The 17616-nt window shown below is 32.8% G+C and carries 15 protein-coding genes and 1 pseudogene; 3 read left to right on the forward strand and 13 right to left on the reverse strand.

What is annotated here, in order from left to right; all coding sequences use genetic code 11:
• Positions 1 to 119: pseudogene (locus tag HNR33_RS20925) on the reverse strand (glutamate formimidoyltransferase); the annotation flags it as partial.
• A gap of 604 nt (positions 120 to 723) precedes the next feature.
• Here HNR33_RS20925 and HNR33_RS20930 point away from each other — a divergent pair.
• Positions 724 to 1419, forward strand: a complete 696-nt coding sequence (locus tag HNR33_RS20930) for a cyclase family protein (RefSeq protein ID WP_429087482.1) — start codon at positions 724 to 726, stop codon at positions 1417 to 1419.
• Positions 1420 to 1450: 31 nt separating this feature from the next.
• Here HNR33_RS20930 and HNR33_RS20935 read toward each other — a convergent pair whose 3' ends face one another.
• Both HNR33_RS20935 and HNR33_RS20940 read right to left on the reverse strand, forming a co-directional pair.
• On the reverse strand, positions 1451 to 3121 hold the full coding sequence (locus HNR33_RS20935) for a PucR family transcriptional regulator (protein WP_429087485.1): 1671 nt from the start codon (positions 3119 to 3121) through the stop codon (positions 1451 to 1453).
• A 203-nt stretch (positions 3122 to 3324) separates the two neighbouring features.
• Positions 3325 to 3960 (reverse strand): cyclodeaminase/cyclohydrolase family protein, encoded by a 636-nt coding sequence (locus tag HNR33_RS20940; protein WP_429087487.1) that lies wholly within the window; start codon positions 3958 to 3960, stop codon positions 3325 to 3327.
• 656 nt (positions 3961 to 4616) lie between these two features.
• Here HNR33_RS20940 and HNR33_RS20945 point away from each other — a divergent pair.
• Both HNR33_RS20945 and HNR33_RS20950 read left to right on the forward strand, forming a co-directional pair.
• Positions 4617 to 5987, forward strand: a complete 1371-nt coding sequence (locus tag HNR33_RS20945; protein ID WP_429087488.1) for a uracil-xanthine permease family protein — start codon at positions 4617 to 4619, stop codon at positions 5985 to 5987.
• Positions 5988 to 6236: 249 nt separating this feature from the next.
• A complete protein-coding gene (locus tag HNR33_RS20950) occupies positions 6237 to 7052 on the forward strand; it encodes a formate/nitrite transporter family protein (RefSeq protein ID WP_429087490.1) in 816 nt (271 codons plus the stop codon).
• 37 nt (positions 7053 to 7089) lie between these two features.
• Here the strand turns inward: HNR33_RS20950 and HNR33_RS20955 are convergent, their stop codons facing one another.
• The 10 genes from HNR33_RS20955 to HNR33_RS21000 form a co-directional block, all read right to left on the reverse strand.
• Positions 7090 to 7314 carry a MoaD/ThiS family protein gene (locus tag HNR33_RS20955; protein ID WP_429087493.1) on the reverse strand — a complete coding sequence of 75 codons (225 nt, stop codon included), beginning with the start codon at positions 7312 to 7314 and terminating at the stop codon, positions 7090 to 7092.
• Positions 7315 to 7350: 36 nt separating this feature from the next.
• A complete protein-coding gene (locus tag HNR33_RS20960; protein ID WP_429087495.1) occupies positions 7351 to 9201 on the reverse strand; it encodes an aldehyde ferredoxin oxidoreductase family protein in 1851 nt (616 codons plus the stop codon).
• Between the two features lie 151 nt (positions 9202 to 9352).
• Positions 9353 to 11266 (reverse strand): sigma-54-dependent Fis family transcriptional regulator, encoded by a 1914-nt coding sequence (locus tag HNR33_RS20965; RefSeq protein WP_429087496.1) that lies wholly within the window; start codon positions 11264 to 11266, stop codon positions 9353 to 9355.
• A gap of 36 nt (positions 11267 to 11302) precedes the next feature.
• Positions 11303 to 11761, reverse strand: a complete 459-nt coding sequence (locus HNR33_RS20970; protein WP_429087498.1) for an MOSC domain-containing protein — start codon at positions 11759 to 11761, stop codon at positions 11303 to 11305.
• Positions 11762 to 12205 (reverse strand): MOSC domain-containing protein, encoded by a 444-nt coding sequence (locus tag HNR33_RS20975; RefSeq protein WP_429087501.1) that lies wholly within the window; start codon positions 12203 to 12205, stop codon positions 11762 to 11764.
• 117 nt (positions 12206 to 12322) lie between these two features.
• The gene (gene moaC / locus HNR33_RS20980; protein WP_429087502.1) at positions 12323 to 12793 is read right to left on the reverse strand and encodes a cyclic pyranopterin monophosphate synthase MoaC; all 471 of its coding nucleotides are present in this window, start codon (positions 12791 to 12793) and stop codon (positions 12323 to 12325) included.
• Positions 12794 to 12795: 2 nt separating this feature from the next.
• Positions 12796 to 13752, reverse strand: a complete 957-nt coding sequence (gene moaA / locus HNR33_RS20985) for a GTP 3',8-cyclase MoaA (protein WP_429087504.1) — start codon at positions 13750 to 13752, stop codon at positions 12796 to 12798.
• 74 nt (positions 13753 to 13826) lie between these two features.
• On the reverse strand, positions 13827 to 15731 hold the full coding sequence (locus HNR33_RS20990; protein WP_429087505.1) for a molybdopterin biosynthesis protein: 1905 nt from the start codon (positions 15729 to 15731) through the stop codon (positions 13827 to 13829).
• Positions 15732 to 15754: 23 nt separating this feature from the next.
• The gene (locus HNR33_RS20995; protein ID WP_429087507.1) at positions 15755 to 16981 is read right to left on the reverse strand and encodes a molybdopterin molybdotransferase MoeA; all 1227 of its coding nucleotides are present in this window, start codon (positions 16979 to 16981) and stop codon (positions 15755 to 15757) included.
• On the reverse strand, positions 16968 to 17615 hold the full coding sequence (locus HNR33_RS21000; protein ID WP_429087509.1) for an ABC transporter ATP-binding protein: 648 nt from the start codon (positions 17613 to 17615) through the stop codon (positions 16968 to 16970). The genes HNR33_RS20995 and HNR33_RS21000 overlap by 14 nt, the downstream gene beginning before the upstream one ends.
• Position 17616 lies beyond the last annotated feature (1 nt).

Genomic DNA, 17616 nt, shown 5'->3' on the forward strand with positions numbered 1-17616 from the left:
CTTACTAGCTTTACTCCTTCTACGTTTTTTACTTCATTTACTACTGCTTCTATTACTTCTTCTCTTCTTCCATCACTGAAGTTTGGTACTGCCAAGATGTACTGTTTTTCTGCTGACATTTAAAATCCTCCCTTATCTTTTAATCTAATTAAATTATGATATTAGAAATTAACATTATTGTGGAAAATTTATTGCCTTTATAGATTAATAATACCATAAAAAAGGCCAATTACCTTTGTATTTTTTCTATAAATTTAAAACCTTTTCACGTATTATTTTAATATCATGTTTGTAATGTATTTATAAATGCAAATAAATTTATATGCTTAAATAACTCATGCTATACGCTTGATTCTAGGTAAAATAGGCCTGTCATGCACAAAATTCGACATATAAAGTTTGCTTATCTTCGTTTTTTAAAAATTTATATTTGTAAAAAATTAATGAATGAATTTTTTAAATTAAATAGTATAATCATATATAATGACAAGTAAAGCAGGTGCTTAAAATATTATGTGTAATTTAATAAAGTAAGATACAAAATAATTTACATAATTTAAATTAATTATTTCAATACATGCTATACTTAATAAATACCACAAAGACTTTCATAAAAGCTTTAAAATCGAGAATGTCTTTGTTAAAATGCATTTTATGAAAAGTATGCATGGTTAATGTCTAAACTTTTCCGTGTGCTATAAAAAAAGAAAGGAGATTTTCATAATGGGATTACGTATAGTTGATTTATCGCAAGAAATTTTTGAAGGAATGTCACTGTTTCCAATTCATCAGAAAACGTTTATCATGACAAACCAAACACATGAAGAAAACATGAAAAATACTGGAAGTGAAAAACTAGGCTTTTATGCAAGAAATATACTTATGAGTGAGCATTGCGGAACTCATAGTGATGCAGTTATTGAGTATAAGCCAGGTGGCCCAAGTATGGAACAAATGCCATTAGAGTATTTCTGTGGTAGCGCTATCTGTGTAGACTTAAGCCATATTCGATATCCTGCCTATATAGAGCCAAGAGATTTAGAAAAAGCAATAGCCAAGGCAGGGTTAGAGATAGAAAAAGGTGATATTTTCCTCATGTACACAGGACATCACGATAGATATTATGGCACTCCAGAATTTCAAAAAGAATATACTGGATTAAGCTACGAAGGAGCTAAATGGCTTGCAGAAAAAGGTGTAGTGAACATAGGTGTAGATGCCCCAGCTATAGATCAAACTCCTGATGACTTAGATTTTTCAGGACACCTAGTATGTGGCGAATATAATATTACAAATACTGAGAATCTTTGTAATTTAGATAAGGTAGTTAATAAAAGATTCTTATACTTTGGACTTCCACTAAAAATTCGTGGAGGCACAGGCTCTCCAATCCGTGCAGTTGCTCTACTAGAAGATTAAAATCAAAGCGTCCACACCAGTGGACGCTTTTTCATTTTTTAAGCAACTGTTTTATTTTAAGTGCAATTTCAAGATTAAGTCTATCGCTCGGATTTTCCAAGTTCATATCTGTTATCTCACAAATTCTTTGAATTCTGTAAAGTACCGTATTATAATGAGTAAATAGTGAATCAGACATTCTTTTCAAGTTTCCATTGTGCTCAAAGTAAGCACCTAATGTTTTCACAAGCTCCGTTGATTTTTTTTCATCATAGTCTACTAATGGTTTAATAGTTGCATCATAGAACTTTATGAGTTCATCTTCAAGATGATCCTGGCATAGAATTTTAAATATTCCTAGATCCTCAAAACTTACTATAGTCTTATCACTTAATATTTTACCCGCACTAATTGCCTTAATTGAATCTAAATAGCTATTGTTAAAGTTTTCTAGACCTTCATATGGTCTTCCAATTCCTATTTTTATTTCTAGATTACTATACTTATCTATAAGCTCATTTATATAATCATTTAACTTTTCAAGAGAAGGCTCTATTCTTTCGTCCTTCTTATAAGATAGCAGTATAAGCATACGCTCTGTTTTACTTGCTACAATACCTGTTAAATTAAGCTGTTTAATAATTCTCTCTATAGAATCATGCATTTTTAATATATGTTGTTGCAGTGAATCAGAAGTAATATCCACTTTTTTTAGATTTTCATCTCTTCCTTTAATCTTTATCATAATATTTAGATACTTGTCCTTTTTGTTAAGATTAAAAAAGGCTGATCTTTCTATAGCTTTTTCTTTTCTTCTATCATCTAAAGAGATAAGGTCTTCAAGGAATTCAGATTTGTACCTATTCTCGACTTCTCTTACAGATAAAACTTTAAGAATCTCTAAAGCCATAGTAGTTGAAGCAATTTCTAATACGGATAGGTCATATCCCCCTAAAGGAGTGTTAGATGACCACGCAAAAATATGACCGTAGACACTATCTTTTGCAACTATAGGAACTATCATACGCTTAATGTATTTACCATCAATCAACTCATTGCTTTCTTCCAACTTCTTTTCCTTATATCTATCACAATTAGAGTCATAGAATTTCATTGTATTTTCAATAAGGAGCTGTCTAGTTAAATCATCAACTGAATCAAGCTGAGTTATCATCTCATCTGGAAAATCCAGCTTTACAACTATAGGGTTTTTTATACTGTCACTTATTAAGCTAGATATATGGTTAACATCTGCACCCTTTAGCATGGCATTCATAAACTGCTCATATATTTTTTCTATTTTTTTCAATAAATATGCTTGTCTATTGAATATTTCATTAAAAATAGGAGTCATAATATCTGATAGCGGAATAGCATAGTGTATGTCTATAATAGGGAAATTTAGATCCTCTGCTAGACTCAGTACTTCCTCAGGAAGAGATTCTAGATATGGATATATCTTTATCCCTATGCCCGCCAACTTCTTCTTAGTACATTCTTTAATGAGTCTCTTCTGCTCCTCTAAGCTGTCTTTTTTAAAAGAATAAGCAGTTGTTAATAAAAGCTCACCTTCATCTACCCAGTTTAGTATATCAGGGTCGGCCATTACGTTTACTTTTGATATAGTGTTTCTAACGCCTTTAAATCCAGCAATAAGGTTACAACCTTTCATACAATCCATCTTTAAAGCGTCTTCAATTGTAATACCATTTTGTCTTCCCATATGATCTACTCCCCTTAAAGGATTGAATTTAATATTTTATACAGTACATAATAGAAAATACACGTAAAATGTATATACTCTACTATGTACTATATCTACCTTTCGTTATATATTTCTAACATTTATCTCAAATATTGTCTAAAAATTAGAGGAACTTTGTTATGCTTCAAAGTCCCTCTAATTTTTTTATGTCAAAACAAATCTTATAATTTACTATATACAACTTTTAATGTTTCTTCTTTAAGCTCTTTTCCTTCTTTAAGTACTTCTTCACATTGTTTTCTAATTTGTCCTACATAAGCGTCGTCGCTTATGCCTCCTAAGTTGATAAGTACATTGAACAATGCTCCCTCAAGTCCTCCACATGCTAGCAATGCACCAACGCCAACGTCTGTTATAGCATTTGGATTACCATAATCAGCAAAAACTTTTTGTAATTTTAATACTTCTAAAGAAACTTTTGCAGCATCTAAAGGAACCTCCATAGCTTTCTTTAAAGCTTCTTCCATAGCAACTTTTCTAGCTGCTTTCTCTTCATCTGTTTCTTTTGGCAATTTTATTGCGTCCATATAGTCATTAAAAGCTGTAGTATCCTCGTCAACTAATTCATTTAATCTGTCAACAAGCTTCATAGCTTTTTCAAAGTTTTGATCAACCATTGCCTTCTGGTCATCCGTTAAAGCATTATAAGCTTTTCTTCCTATAGTCAAATTTCCAACCATCGCTGTTAATGCAGCACCTAAACTACTAGCCAAAGCTGATACACTTCCACCACCAGGAGCTGGATCTTTACTAGCTACTGAAGCCACAAATTCTTTTACTGTTTTTTCAACTAACATTTTTTGCACCCTCCTCATATAATAATTCTTGTTTTGTATGTTTAGTGTTTATTAATTTATTACAATTTTATACACAGTTTATCATAAACTTTATTTTAAGTCTATGTTTAATTTTAACAATGGATTTTGTGTAAAACTATACATACGTATTCTTCCTTACGTATTTTAAAGTATTTTTTAATGCTAATAATCATATCGCCATTTAAAGCTTGAATCAGTTCAAAGCTGCCTTACATCTGATAATCCAATAGCATAACCACTCCTTATTTTAAAAATTAAAACTTTAAGCAAGATGATATTTGCAATAGTATTTATCAGGAATTTTTCTGTAGTTTGTTAATTATATACAAAATATCCATTAGTTTATTTTTAACAAACGGCGTAATCCAGTGTTTTAAAGGCATGGTAACGATTTTTGTCATTTTTTAAATTATTAATACTATACATACCGTTGCTTTTTTAGGTTGACTTACCATATATCATGCATTAGAATATTAACTATGTTTCCATCGTTTTTGTTAATCTATTTTTTTAACTCACAGAAAATCGATTTCCCACTGAAAGAAGGTGATTTTTTTATACGTATTGTAAAAGCGTTTTCCAATGAACATTTTGTATTTATAAAATAAAATACTAAAGCATAAGGGGGATAAAAAATGAGTAGAGTAAAACTTTCTAATAAGCAAGATAATACCGAAGCATCAGAGATAATGTACAAAATTGATGATAAACCACCTCTTTTGTTAGCAATATTACTAGGATTTCAAAACATTGTTGCAGCTTTTGGGGGAATAGTTGCTGTTCCTCTTGTTGTAGCCGGTGGACTAGGTCTTTCAGTACAAGATACAGCTATATTCGTTAGTGCAGCTATATTTGTAGCAGGAATCGCAACAGTTATACAATCTAAAGGTATAGGTCCTGTAGGTGCTAAAATTCCTTGTATTATGGGTACTGACTTTACTTTCGTTGGACCTTCTATTGCAGTTGGATCCACTATGGGGCTCCCTGCAATGTTTGGTGGTACAATTTTAGGTTCTTTCATAGAAATGATTCTAAGTCGTTTTATTAAACCATTAATGCGATTTTTCCCACCAGTTGTTACTGGTACAGTTGTTTCATTAATTGGCTTAACACTTATTCCAGTATCAATTGACTGGGCAGCAGGAGGAGTTGGCGCTGCTGATTATGGTAGCTTACAAAACTTAGTAATCGCTATGGTTGTTATGACCATAATTATCATGTTAAATAGATACGGAAAAGGCATACTAAGCACAGCTTCAGTATTGGTAGGGATGGCAGTTGGTTATTTGGTTTGTATTCCTCTTGGAATGGTCGACTTCACTTCTGTTGTAACCGCAAAGTGGTTTGAATTACCTAAACTCTTTAGATATGGAGTAGAATTTAGTTTCGCTGCATTTGTTCCATTTGTTGCTGCTTATTTAGTAACAACTATAGAAACAGTAGGCTGTCTTAAAGCTATTGGTGAAGCATGTGAGAAGGATTTAACAGACGAAGAAGTAGGAGCTGGTCTTTTAGCTGACGGAACTGGAAGCTTTATTGCAGGATTCTTTGGTGCAAATGCAAACACATCATTTAGTCAAAATGTTGGATTAATTCCTATGACAAAAGTAGCAAGTAGATTTGTAGTTATTATTTCTGGTATTTTATTATTACTTCTTGGGATATTTCCTAAAATAGGTGCTCTAATTGCAGTAATGCCTAATCCTGTGTTAGGTGGAGCAGGTATAGTAATGTTCGGAAATGTTGCTGCCTCAGGAATAAAGACATTAAGTAGAGTAAAATTAAATAATCGTAATTTACTGATAGTTGCTGTTTCTATAGGATTAGGACTAGGTATAACAGTTAGACCTGATTTCATAGCAAACCTTCCTGGAGCTTTAAAAAGCATTTTCTCTTCTGGAATAAGCACAGGTACATTTGTAGCACTTATTCTTAACTTAGTATTAAAGGAAGAAAGTAATGCATCAGGCAATAGTATAGAAGAACAAGAAGAAATTGCTGTATAGTTCATTTAAAAGCAAGACTCAGGGTCTTAAACGACCCTTTATTTTTTTGCTTCATCAATAACAATTTTTATGCTTGTTAAAGCAATTATTCTATGTTACCATTTTAAAGTAGATGTCTAATCCATGAGTTTTTACAATCTGCAATAAAATACACACCGTTCTAATTCTAATTTATTCTATTACTTCATGACATTCTACTAATCTTACTATTTCAGTTAATAAATTCACAATTATAGAAAGGGGATTTCAATGTCAAAAGGGTATTTAACACCAGCAGAAATTGCTGAGGCTACTATTACTACTGGTATAAAGAAAGCTACGCAACCATCTTTAAACATGCTTTTATTGGGAATCTTTGCTGGAATATTCATCAGTATTGGTGCTCATGCTGATATAACCATAATGCAAACGTTTAAACACATTGATGTAGGTGTTATGAAGTTTTTGGGGGGAGCTGTCTTTCCTATCGGATTAGTTTTAGTATTAATAGCTGGTGGCGAACTGTTCACTGGTAACTGTTTAATGACCATGGCTCTAGTTGATAATAAAATAACTATAAAGCAAATGTTTAAAAACTGGTCTCTTGTTTATATTGGAAATTTTATAGGTGCAATGCTGTTTGTATTCACTGTATTAAAGATTGGAGCTTATCATGAAGGTACTCCTGCTTCAGAACTGGCCTTATCTATTGCAACGGGAAAAACAGCTTATTCATTCGGACAAGTTTTCTTAAAAGCTATTTTTGCTAATGTACTTGTAGTACTTGCAGTTTGGATTGCATATGGTGCTCAGGATATTACATCAAAAATAATTGGTATGTGGTTTCCTGTTATGACTTTTGTTATGTTGGGCTTTGAGCATAGTATAGCAAATATGTTCTTTTTGCCTTTAGCAAAGTATCTGGGTTTTGATATAACTTGGGTTCAAATATTCACAAAAAACATAATACCTGCAACACTTGGTAATATCGTAGGTGGCGCAGTAATTATTCCTCTAGTATATTATGTAGTTTACATTATTCCAAAACGTAAAATAGAAGCTAGAGAACTTGGAAAAGTTACTTAAAAAATAAAAGCGGCGAGGTTATCTCCGCTTTTATTTTTTAACCTCCACCCACTGGAGGAAATAATGCTAAAATATCTCCATCCTTTAACTCTCTATCAGCAGAACCATCTCTTCCATTTAATAAAAGTATGCTAACCTCATCTTCTTTTATCTCAATTATGTTTAAAACCTCTCTTATTGTAGCACTTTCCTTTAAATCAAGAAGCTGTTTTTTATCTCTACCTTCTCTAAAATAAGCAAAAAGTCTAACTTCAACCTTCAATTTATCACCTGCTTTCTTTCGGTCAAAGTACTAACTCTATTTTGAACAAGCTGCACATTCATAAGATTTTATATAATTTGTATATTCTTCAAGCCCTAGTCTCTTTAATGTTTCTTCAGTAGGTATTCCCTCTTTTGTCCATCCTCTTACGCTATAGTATTCTGGAAGAAGTATATCCAATCGATGAACATATCCTTTAGATGGTCCATCTGGTATAGGATCATTAAGAAGTCTCTTAGGAAGAGTATCTTGAGAGCTATCTATTCCTGCCATTAAGTTAAATATTTTTTCTAAATTCCATATTCTTTCTCCTGCTTCTAATAACGTGTCGTTGTTATAAATATCCCCGCAAACTGAATTATACATATCTACATAATCAGGAAGACCTAACCCAAAAGTAGTAAATACACATAATCCTATAGAATCTATAACCGCCGTTAAATCATGGAATATTTTCGCATATGCAGCTTTTCCTTCAAGACTAAATCTATCTAGTTTTTCAGGATATCCTAATATTTCAGGATTAATCATATATCCTTTTATATGACATCCTCCTCTATTATTGACAGCGTAAGTTATTCCATGACCTTGTACTCCTCTTGGATCATATGCCGGAAGCTCTTGCTTTTTAACTGTCATTGAAAACTCAGGTGCACCATAGAGCTCACATAATCTAAATGAACCATCAGCCATTTTGTTTCCAAAACCTTCTCTTAAGCCTATTTTCTTTGTCCAGCCTACAACTGCTTCAGTATCTCCCCAGTTTAATGATAGATTATCTGCTTCTATTTCCTCATCTGTTATATATCCTCTTTGATAAAGCTCCATAGCAGTGGCTATTGTAGCTCCAACAGAAATAGTATCTAATCCATATTCATTGCATAGCATATTGGCTTGATTAATAGCATCCAAATCATATACATCACAATCTGAGCCAAATGACCATAGGGTCTCATATTCAGGTCCTCCAGCAATCGTACCATCTTTAAGTTTAACTACTCTTCCACATGCTATTGGACATCTATAACATGCCTGCTTCTTTACTAGATGCTTTTCTGTCAAAGACTCTCCACTAATCAAGTCTGCATTTTCTGTGTATGCCTCTTGAAAGTTCTTAACCGGGTGGACACCGTTTTCATTTATGATATTAACTAATACTGCAGAACCATAAGTAGGAAGTCCTTGACCTGCAACAGGATCATTTCTTAAGGTGGTAACCTTTTCGCTTGATACCTTTTTAACTCTTTCTTCGTCATATAAAGATACTTTTCCTGTACCTTTTACTGTGATTGCCTTTAGATTTTTTGAACCCATTACAGCACCGACTCCACCACGTCCTGCCGCTCTATCTACATCATTCATTACTGCTGCCATGAGTGAAAGCTTTTCCCCAGCTGGCCCTATACATAATACCTTACAATTATTTGACAGCTCTTCTCCAAGCTTTTCAGTAACATTTAGTGAGGTCTTTCCCCATAAATGAGATGCATCCTTTATTTCAACCTTTTCATCTTCAATATTCAAATATACTGGCGAGTCTGCTCTTCCTTCTACTATTATCATGTCATAGCCTGCTGCTCTAAGCTCTGCTCCCCACTTTCCTCCTGAGTTAGCTATTGCGATTCCTCCAGTTAATGGTGATTTGGTTATTACCATATATCTGCCGCTCGTAGGCAATGGGGCTCCTGTTAATGCTCCAGCGGCTATAATCAACTTATTTTCTTTGTCAAATGGCTCTACTTTAGGATCGATCTCATCAAGAAGTGTTTTAACTCCTAGGCCTCTTGAGCCAAGATATTTTTGAGCAACCTCTAACTTTAATGGTTCAATTTTAATAGATTTTTCATTTAAATTTACTCTTATAACCTTACCATTATATCCGTACATACAAATCCTCCCTTAGTTGATTTACATTTCATATATTGCAAAATTTGTACCAATAAAAAAACCCTGTGTTTATCTTGCTTACACATGGGTTATGAATGTTCGTGTTCCATTTCGATACGAATTCTCACATTTATTACTGTTCCAATACGGATCACTGTTCGAATTTAGAGCAATCTATATTGTATTTTTCTATTTTCCTATATAAAGTATTTCTGCCTATAGACAGCTCTTTAGCACTTAAGGTAATATTTCCATGGTGCTTTCTTAATGCTTTTATTATATAACGCTTTTCCATTTTATCGAGAGATAAGTCTTCATATTCATGATCAATATATTGGACTGTTTGTAGTCTATTGTCACTACACCCTAGGTGCTCTGGTATACCCTCTGTATTAATTATTAATTCAATAAAATTTTCAAGCTCTCTTACATTACCTGGCCAAGGATATTGCATTAGTTGTTCCATTTGTTTTTCGCTGATTTTTACCATTTTTTTATTTAGTCTCTTTGAAATTCTTCTCATAAAATATTCAATAAGCAGCTTTATATCTTCCTTACGCTCTCTAAGAGAAGGTAACTTTATTGGTAACACGTTTAGTCTATAAAATAAATCCTTTCTAAAATTTCCTTTCTCAACTTCTTCAATAAGATTTTTATTTGTAGCAGCTATTATTCTAACATCAACTAATATTTCGTTTGTCCCACCTATTCTAGAAACTGTACTCTCTTCAATAACCCTAAGAAGTCTAGTCTGCATATCTAATGGCATTTCCCCTATTTCATCTAAAAATATAGTTCCTCCATCAGCAACTTCAAACTTCCCTGGATGTCCACTTCTCTTAGCTCCTGTAAAAGCTCCTTCCTCATAACCAAAAAGCTCAGATTCTATTAGGTTTTTGGGGATTGCACCGCAGTTTATAGCAATAAAGGGCTCATCCTTTCTGTTGCTATAATTGTGTATAGATTGAGCAAAAACTTCTTTACCTGTGCCGCTTTCGCCACTTATTAATATGGTAGACTTACTGTCAGCAATCTTTTTTGATAGCTCTATTGTTGAAAGAAACTTATCATTGTTTCCGATTATTTTGTCAAAAGTGTATATAGCCTGCCTACCCATTATTTTGTTAGCTAATTTTCTTACCTTCTTTACTTCACTAAACACATATACAACATCAATGATATTATCATTATTATCTAATATAGGATATGCACTTAAGTTGAATTGTAGTTTATTTCTTCTTGCATTAACAAATACTTCTTCATCTGAAAAAGCACTTTTAGAACATATTACATTTTTCACTACTTCCCAACCATCAAACAGTTGTCCAATTTCCATTCTCTTCATTTCTCTAATAGCATATCCAAACATTTCTGATGCATGACTGTTTGCAGCTTTTATATTACCTTCTAAGTCAGATGTTATGATTCCCATGGGGATAGAATCTATAATAGTGTCTGTATATTTTCTCGATATACTTAGCTCTTCACTACACTTATCTATTTTAAGCATTCTTTCAATTGCATCAACTGCAGCAACTACCATTCCTAATGTATGGGAATGTACTGCTTCACTATATCCTGTTAAATCAAGGCAACCTACTACATTTCTCTCACAGTCTCTTATAGGGGAGGCAGAGCATGTCCATCTATGATAGGCCTTAATATAGTGTTCCTCTCCAGATACTTGGACTGGAACCTTTTCAGAAACAGCAATACTCATTGCATTTGTACCAATATTTTTTTCATCCATGTAAGCTCCAGGTATCATTTTTAATGAAAAAGCTTCTGAAAGGATAACTTCATCACCTATAACACTTAATATACAGCCATCTTCGTCTGTAAGTATAGCAAAAAAATTTGATCCTTTTACAAAGCTGTAAAGTTGATTTATAAAAGGCTCTGAAGTAATTATAAGTTTTCTTCTTCTATTTAATCTTTTTTGTAGCTCTTCGCCCTTTAAAATATTATTGCTAATTTTTCGTTCTTTGCTTATCTCTAAGTTTTCACATCTTGCATGAGAGTTTTTGATAAGCTCTTTAAAAAAATAGACTCCCCCAAATTCCACTTCTATTCCCCCAATCTTTTATAGAAAGAATTTGTGTTACAGTACTTGTATAGAATCTCCTACTCTGATAATGCCTCCATTTATTACTTTCGTAAACACAACTTGACTAGACAATAAGCACTTGTTTCCTTTTCTAACTAATTCACATTCATCAAAACATCGCTTACCTATATAGCTAATCTCATGAATAGTTTCTCCAATCATTATTTTTGTGCCAACAGCTAGTTTATAAAGTTCAACATTTTTAACTCTAATAGTCTCATGAAATCTGTTAACACATAATCCTTTTTTCCCTTTCTTGTCTATTCGCTCACGATTTTCTGTTCCTAGTATAACTACATGTCTATCAGTTTTACCAGAGTTTACATCACCTACAAGACCAAATCCAGTCTTAAAGATACCCTCTTCTATTCGCTCTCTTGACGCACCTTTCTTTGTACTGATAAATATTTCGTCTACTACTCCAGTCATCCTTTTATAATAATCATCTTTCATTTAATCTAAAACCTCTATAGTGTCTCCAGCCTTTATCTTTCCGCCTTTAATGATCCTAGTGAATATACCTTCTTTCGGCATAACACATTGACCAACCTTTTTAGCAATTTCGCATCCTGAATGACACTCTTTACCTATTTGAGTTACTTCTTGTATGGTTTCTCCGATTCTTAATCTCGTACCTACTGGAAGCTCATATAATATAATACCTTCTGTTGTAATATTTTCTGCAAATATTCCATTTGATAGACCTTCTATTCCTAGTTCTTCCATCTTCTTAAAGCTTTCAATGCCTAGAAGACTTACTTGTCTATGCCACTTTCCAGCATGAGCATCTCCTTCTAGCCCAAAATCTTCTATGAAAATTCCTTCTTGTATAGGTTTCTTTACAACACCTTTCTTTTCACTTATATTTATATCAAGAACTTTTCCTGTCTTATTCATTTCTTTACCTCCAGTTAGTTATTTATAGATATCTAGTCTCAAATTTACATCTATATTTAAATATAAAAAAATAGATAAAAAATACTTAATAGATTTTGCTATTTTTTATTCGAATTCTTATTCATTTCTTAAATAAGTTCCAGACTTTCCTCCGGTTTTTTTGATTAATCTAATATTGCTAATAATCATATCCTTATCAACTGCCTTGCACATGTCATATATTGTTAAAGCAGCCATAGATACAGCTGTTAATGCTTCCATTTCAATTCCTGTCTTGCCTATAGTTCTAACCTCAGCTTCTATTTCTATAGCATCCTCTAGAACATTAAAGCTTATATCTGCACCAGATATAAATATATTATGACACATAGGAATTAAATCACTAGTCTTTTTAGCCCCCATTATTCCACCTATCTGAGCTACAGAAAGAACATCTCCTTTTTTTATCATGTCATCCTTAATCATCTTAACTGTCTCAGGCTTCATAAAAATAGTTCCTCTTGCAATAGCGCTTCTTCTTGTATCTTCCTTTTCTCCAACCTCAACCATATGCGCTCTTCCATGTTCATCAAAATGAGTGAATTCCATTATTATCCTCCAATCTGAAACATATTTTTATCTATATATTTGCCTTCCTCTAGATGGTGAGACTCAGGTTTCTGCATTATAGATTCTCTAATAACCTTTTCTATGTCTCCACCACTTCTCAATGTTTCTTTTAAGTCTATCTCTTCATTTGAATGTAAGCATAGCTTTAGCTTCCCTTGAGCAGTAAGCCTAACTCTATTACAATTATCACAGAACTTACATGAAATAGGATTTATAATTCCAACTCTTCCTTTACCATTAGGAAGTCTATAGTATACAGCAGGTGAAGATGGGTCCACATTTTCAATTTTTGTTAATGCTTTAACCTTATCTAGTATTATCTGGTTAGGTGAAAATTTATCAACTGCCCAGCCTGCAGCTTCCCCAACTGGCATAAGTTCAATAAATCTAACATCAATTTCTTCATTTTCAGTAAGATATACAAGCTCTTCTATTTCATCTACATTAAATCCACCTATTAGTACAGTATTTATCTTGATTGGTGTAAGACCAACAGATTTAGCTTCGGCTATTCCATCTAATACATCTTTTAGCTTACCACCTCTTGTTATACTTGAATACTTGTCCGCATTTAACGTATCTAGGCTTATATTTACTCTATTAAGCCCCGCATTCTTTAAATCCCGTGCATATTTTTTTAACAGGATTCCATTAGTAGTCATAGATAGGTCCTTTACTTTATCAAGCTTTGAAATATCCTCAACTAGATTCACTATTCCTTTTCTTATAAGCGGCTCCCCACCAGTTAACCTTATCTTATCGATGCCAAGCGAAATAAACGCTTGAGCAACTTTATATACTTCTTCAAGAGTTAATACATCCCTATGTTCAACCTTATAAATACCTTGTTCTGGCATACAATATCTACACCTTAAGTTACATAAATCCGTAACAGAAATACGTAAATAATTAATTCTTCTTCCATATGAGTCTATCAATTTGCCACCTTCTTTAGTTGATTTAGTATATTACGAATTAAAAATAATAATAAAAGAATGTTAATGAAGTTTTGCTATTCACCTATTATTACAATGTCTCCAGTTTCGCTGAACTCATATCCACCCATATTCATAACCTTTTCTTTAAACTCAGTTGATGTGAGTACTTCAATAAATCTCTTAATCCTTTCGTCGCTTAGACTAGCATATGGTACTAAAAAGTCATAGTCTTCATATCCTACATTAACAAAATCCAAACCTAATGCTTTAGCTGCAGAGTAAATGCCAAGACCAGCTGTAGCTGAACCTGTCTTCACTGCTGTTGCCACTGCCATATGAGTAGTCATCTCTCTTTCATAACCTTTGATATATGAAGAATCTATATTAAGTTTATTTAAATTATAATCTAAAAGTATCCTAGTCCCTGCACCTTTTTGTCTGTTTACATAGACTACATCTTCTCTAGTCAAATCATTAAAGCTTTTAATATGTTTAGGGTTATTTTTCATAACCATGAAGCCTTGAAGTCTTCTAACTCCTTTTATAATAGCCATTTTATTTCCTTGGAAATACTTCTCTACATAGCTTACGTTATATTCACCTGTTAATGGGTCAAGTAAATGTATTGGAGATAAGTGACACTCATTCCTTTTCATCGCAAGTATCCCACCCATACTTCCAACATGTCCTGACGACAAACTCATCATGTCAGAAATAATGTCCATTATCAAATCATGACTTCCTATTGAAACTAGCGTTTCCCTTATACCACTAAGAGGCTTTAATAAATTTACTTCAACTTCTTCTCCTGCTTCAATCCCCTCACAATTCTGAGGTATAACAACTATTCCATCTGCTTTGACTAGGCTCATAGTAACACCTGCCCCTCCAGATAGTGGCGTAGCTACAAGCTTATCATTTACGTTCCCCAGCGTTACTCTAACCAGCTCTTTGTTTTTTAAAGAGGATACAACTCGCTTTGAGATCACAGCCTTTGCTTTCTGTTCTTTTTCACCCTTAACTCCAGTATATTTATATATTATAGGCTTAACAAATGTTTCAAAAACAAGGTACGATGAAACTGGATATCCTGGTATTCCTATAACGGGTTTCTCATTTATTATTCCTAATATCGTTGGCTTACCTGGCTTTAGTGCTACTCCATGAACAACTACTTCTCCAAGCTCTCTTATTATCTTCACTGTATAATCCTTTGTACCTGCTGATGAACCAGCATTTATTACTAGAATATCATTTTCGTCTATAGCTTTTATTATAGCATTTTTTAGTACTTCATATCTATCTTCTATTGGAGAATATCTATTAGGAATACCTCCATATTCTTTCACTAATCCTTCAAAAACCCTTGAATTAGAATCTATTATTTTCCCTACGGCTAGATTACTACTATCCTCAATAATTTCTGAACCAGTTGGTATTATACCTACTGACAGCTTTTTGTATACTTTGATTTTTTTTATACCTCCAGCTATTAATGCTCCCAAATCCATAGGTCTTATTTTGTGTCTTGACGGTATTATCATCTCTGTAGCTACTATATCTTCTCCGATTGGTCTTATATGCTGCCATGGATAAGCTGCGTTAAGTATCTTTACTTTCTTGTCTCCTAGCTCTATTACATCCTCTATCATTATAACAGAATCATAATCATCTGTTACAGGATTCCCAGTATTTACATATTGGAAGTCATCATTTTCTATGAGTATTTTAGGCGATACTTCGCTTGCTCCAATAGTATCATTCGCTCTTACTAATATACCATCCATAGCAGCAGCATTATAATGAGGAGATGAGTTCTCTGCATATATTGCTTCATAGGTAACTCTTCCTAATGTGTCTAATACATTTACCTGTTCACTCTGAATAAAAAATCTGTCTGATATTTTATCATAATATTTCTTCTTTGCTTCATCAACATCTATATTTTCTATATAAATATTTCGATCATCCTTTTTCATATAACTATCCTCACTTTCAATAATTAAAAATAATACACATCTCTTTCTTCACCTTTATATATTCCCTCTTCATGATTTTTTATTATTATATATCCATTAGATTTCGATAACAATGTTATCATTCCCGATTTTCCGAAGACTGGCTCGGCATATATCTTATTATCTCTTTCTTCTAGTCTAACCATCTGATAGGTTTCTTTGCCAGGAGATGAATGTAAATTAAAATTTAATATAGCTTTTGTTTTTAAAACAGTATCCTTTATATCAAAAATACCCTTAATAAAGTATTCTACAAATGCTTTGAAAACAATTATTGAAGATACGGGATGACCAGGTAACCCAAATATAGCTTTACCACTAGCTTCTCCTATTAATGTAGGTTTGCCTGGTTTTATAGAAACACCATGAATAAATACACCTTTTCCTTCAAAAGAATTTATTACATCATGTGTAAAATCTCTTGTGCCTACTGAGCTCCCTCCTGATATAAGTACTATATCTGATATGTTTAGAGCATTATCAACCTCACTTCTTAGAAGATTAAAATCATCTTTTACTATACTTTTCCCTTTAACTTCACCGCCAATTTTATTAACAAGAGAATATAACGCATAGCCATTTATATCTCTTATCTTTCCATCTTCTAGTTCTTGTTCGATATCTACTATCTCATCTCCTGTGGAAATTATATAAAACCTAGGTTTCTGATAGACTTTCACTTTAGAAATGCCTATGGCTGCAAGTGCACCAATATCCTGAGCATTCAATCTTTTCCCTTTTTCTATAACAAATTCTCCCTTTTTTATATCATCTCCTGTTAGGATTACGTTTTCACCTGAAGACAAAGGTTTATATATCATTAGGCTAGACTCGTCTAATTTTTCGGCATGCTCTATCATAATCACAGCATCAGAGCCTTTTGGTAGCATTCCGCCTGTTGGAACATACACAGTTTCTCCCGTTTCTATTGTAATATTTGTATGCTGTCCCATTTTAGCTTCACCTGTCAAGGACAATAAGCTAGGCATCGCTTCACTAGCTCCATGACTATCAGAGCTTTTTATTGCATATCCATCAACAGTTGAACGGTTAAATTCTGGAACATTTATATTTGATATAATATTTTCAGCAAGTATTCTATCTGTAGAATCTAAAATGCTGATTTCTTCAATACTTAACTTGAAATCTCTAAAGACATCTAACAGTTTTTTTCTTCCTTCTTCTACTGAAACAACTTTAAAAAAGTCCATTATTTGTACCTACCTTTCCATTTTCCATATATATGATTTCATCACAAAGACGCTTTGCTTGTTCTAAATTATGTGTGACAATAACTACAGTAGATTTCTTTTCTTTATTAAATTTTATAATTTCTCTTTCCATGGTTTTTATTGATTCAGGATCAATATTCGATGTCGGCTCATCTAAAAACAGTAGCTGTGGTTCAAATATCAAGGCCCTAGCAAGTGATACCTTTTGAGACTCTCCTCCTGATAATAAATGTGCTTTTTTGCTTCTTAGGTCATTTATATCTAAGCTTTTTAAAGTATCATCAGCCAGTGCTTTAATTCTATCTTTATTTATCTTTCTCACCTTAAGTGGATATACAATGTTTTCATATACACTTCTTTTAAACAAATAAGGCTTTTGAGTAACTAGTGTCATCTTATTGTATATATCACTGCAAAGTATATCCCCATTATACTTTATATCTCCTGAAAATTCTTTATCTAAACCAGACAATATTCTTAACAACGTACTTTTCCCTGACCCATTAGGTCCAATTATACCTGTGATTATTCCTTGTCTAATGCTTAGATTATCAATATCTAGTGCTACCTTATCACCATAATATTTTTTTATACTATATAATGAAATGTTCATG

Origin of the sequence: Brassicibacter mesophilus (assembly GCF_050433385.1) — a bacterium.
Classification (GTDB): domain Bacteria; phylum Bacillota; class Clostridia; order Tissierellales; family Proteiniboraceae; genus Brassicibacter; species Brassicibacter mesophilus.

Bases quoted from the DNA above. Each gene is read 5' to 3' on its own strand.
- HNR33_RS20970 (WP_429087498.1), bottom strand. From the start codon at position 11,761: ATGAAAGATGATTATTATAAAAGGATGACTGGAGTAGTAGACGAAATA.
- HNR33_RS20940 (WP_429087487.1), bottom strand. From the start codon at position 3,960: ATGTTAGTTGAAAAAACAGTAAAAGAATTTGTGGCTTCAGTAGCTAGT.
- HNR33_RS20945 (WP_429087488.1), top strand. From the start codon at position 4,617: ATGAGTAGAGTAAAACTTTCTAATAAGCAAGATAATACCGAAGCATCA.
- HNR33_RS20935 (WP_429087485.1), bottom strand. From the start codon at position 3,121: ATGGGAAGACAAAATGGTATTACAATTGAAGACGCTTTAAAGATGGAT.
- HNR33_RS20930 (WP_429087482.1), top strand. From the start codon at position 724: ATGGGATTACGTATAGTTGATTTATCGCAAGAAATTTTTGAAGGAATG.
- HNR33_RS20960 (WP_429087495.1), bottom strand. From the start codon at position 9,201: ATGTACGGATATAATGGTAAGGTTATAAGAGTAAATTTAAATGAAAAA.
- HNR33_RS20975 (WP_429087501.1), bottom strand. From the start codon at position 12,205: ATGAATAAGACAGGAAAAGTTCTTGATATAAATATAAGTGAAAAGAAA.
- HNR33_RS20990 (WP_429087505.1), bottom strand. From the start codon at position 15,731: ATGAAAAAGGATGATCGAAATATTTATATAGAAAATATAGATGTTGAT.
- HNR33_RS21000 (WP_429087509.1), bottom strand. From the start codon at position 17,615: ATGAACATTTCATTATATAGTATAAAAAAATATTATGGTGATAAGGTA.
- HNR33_RS20950 (WP_429087490.1), top strand. From the start codon at position 6,237: ATGTCAAAAGGGTATTTAACACCAGCAGAAATTGCTGAGGCTACTATT.
- HNR33_RS20995 (WP_429087507.1), bottom strand. From the start codon at position 16,981: ATGGACTTTTTTAAAGTTGTTTCAGTAGAAGAAGGAAGAAAAAAACTG.
- moaC (WP_429087502.1), bottom strand. From the start codon at position 12,793: ATGGAATTCACTCATTTTGATGAACATGGAAGAGCGCATATGGTTGAG.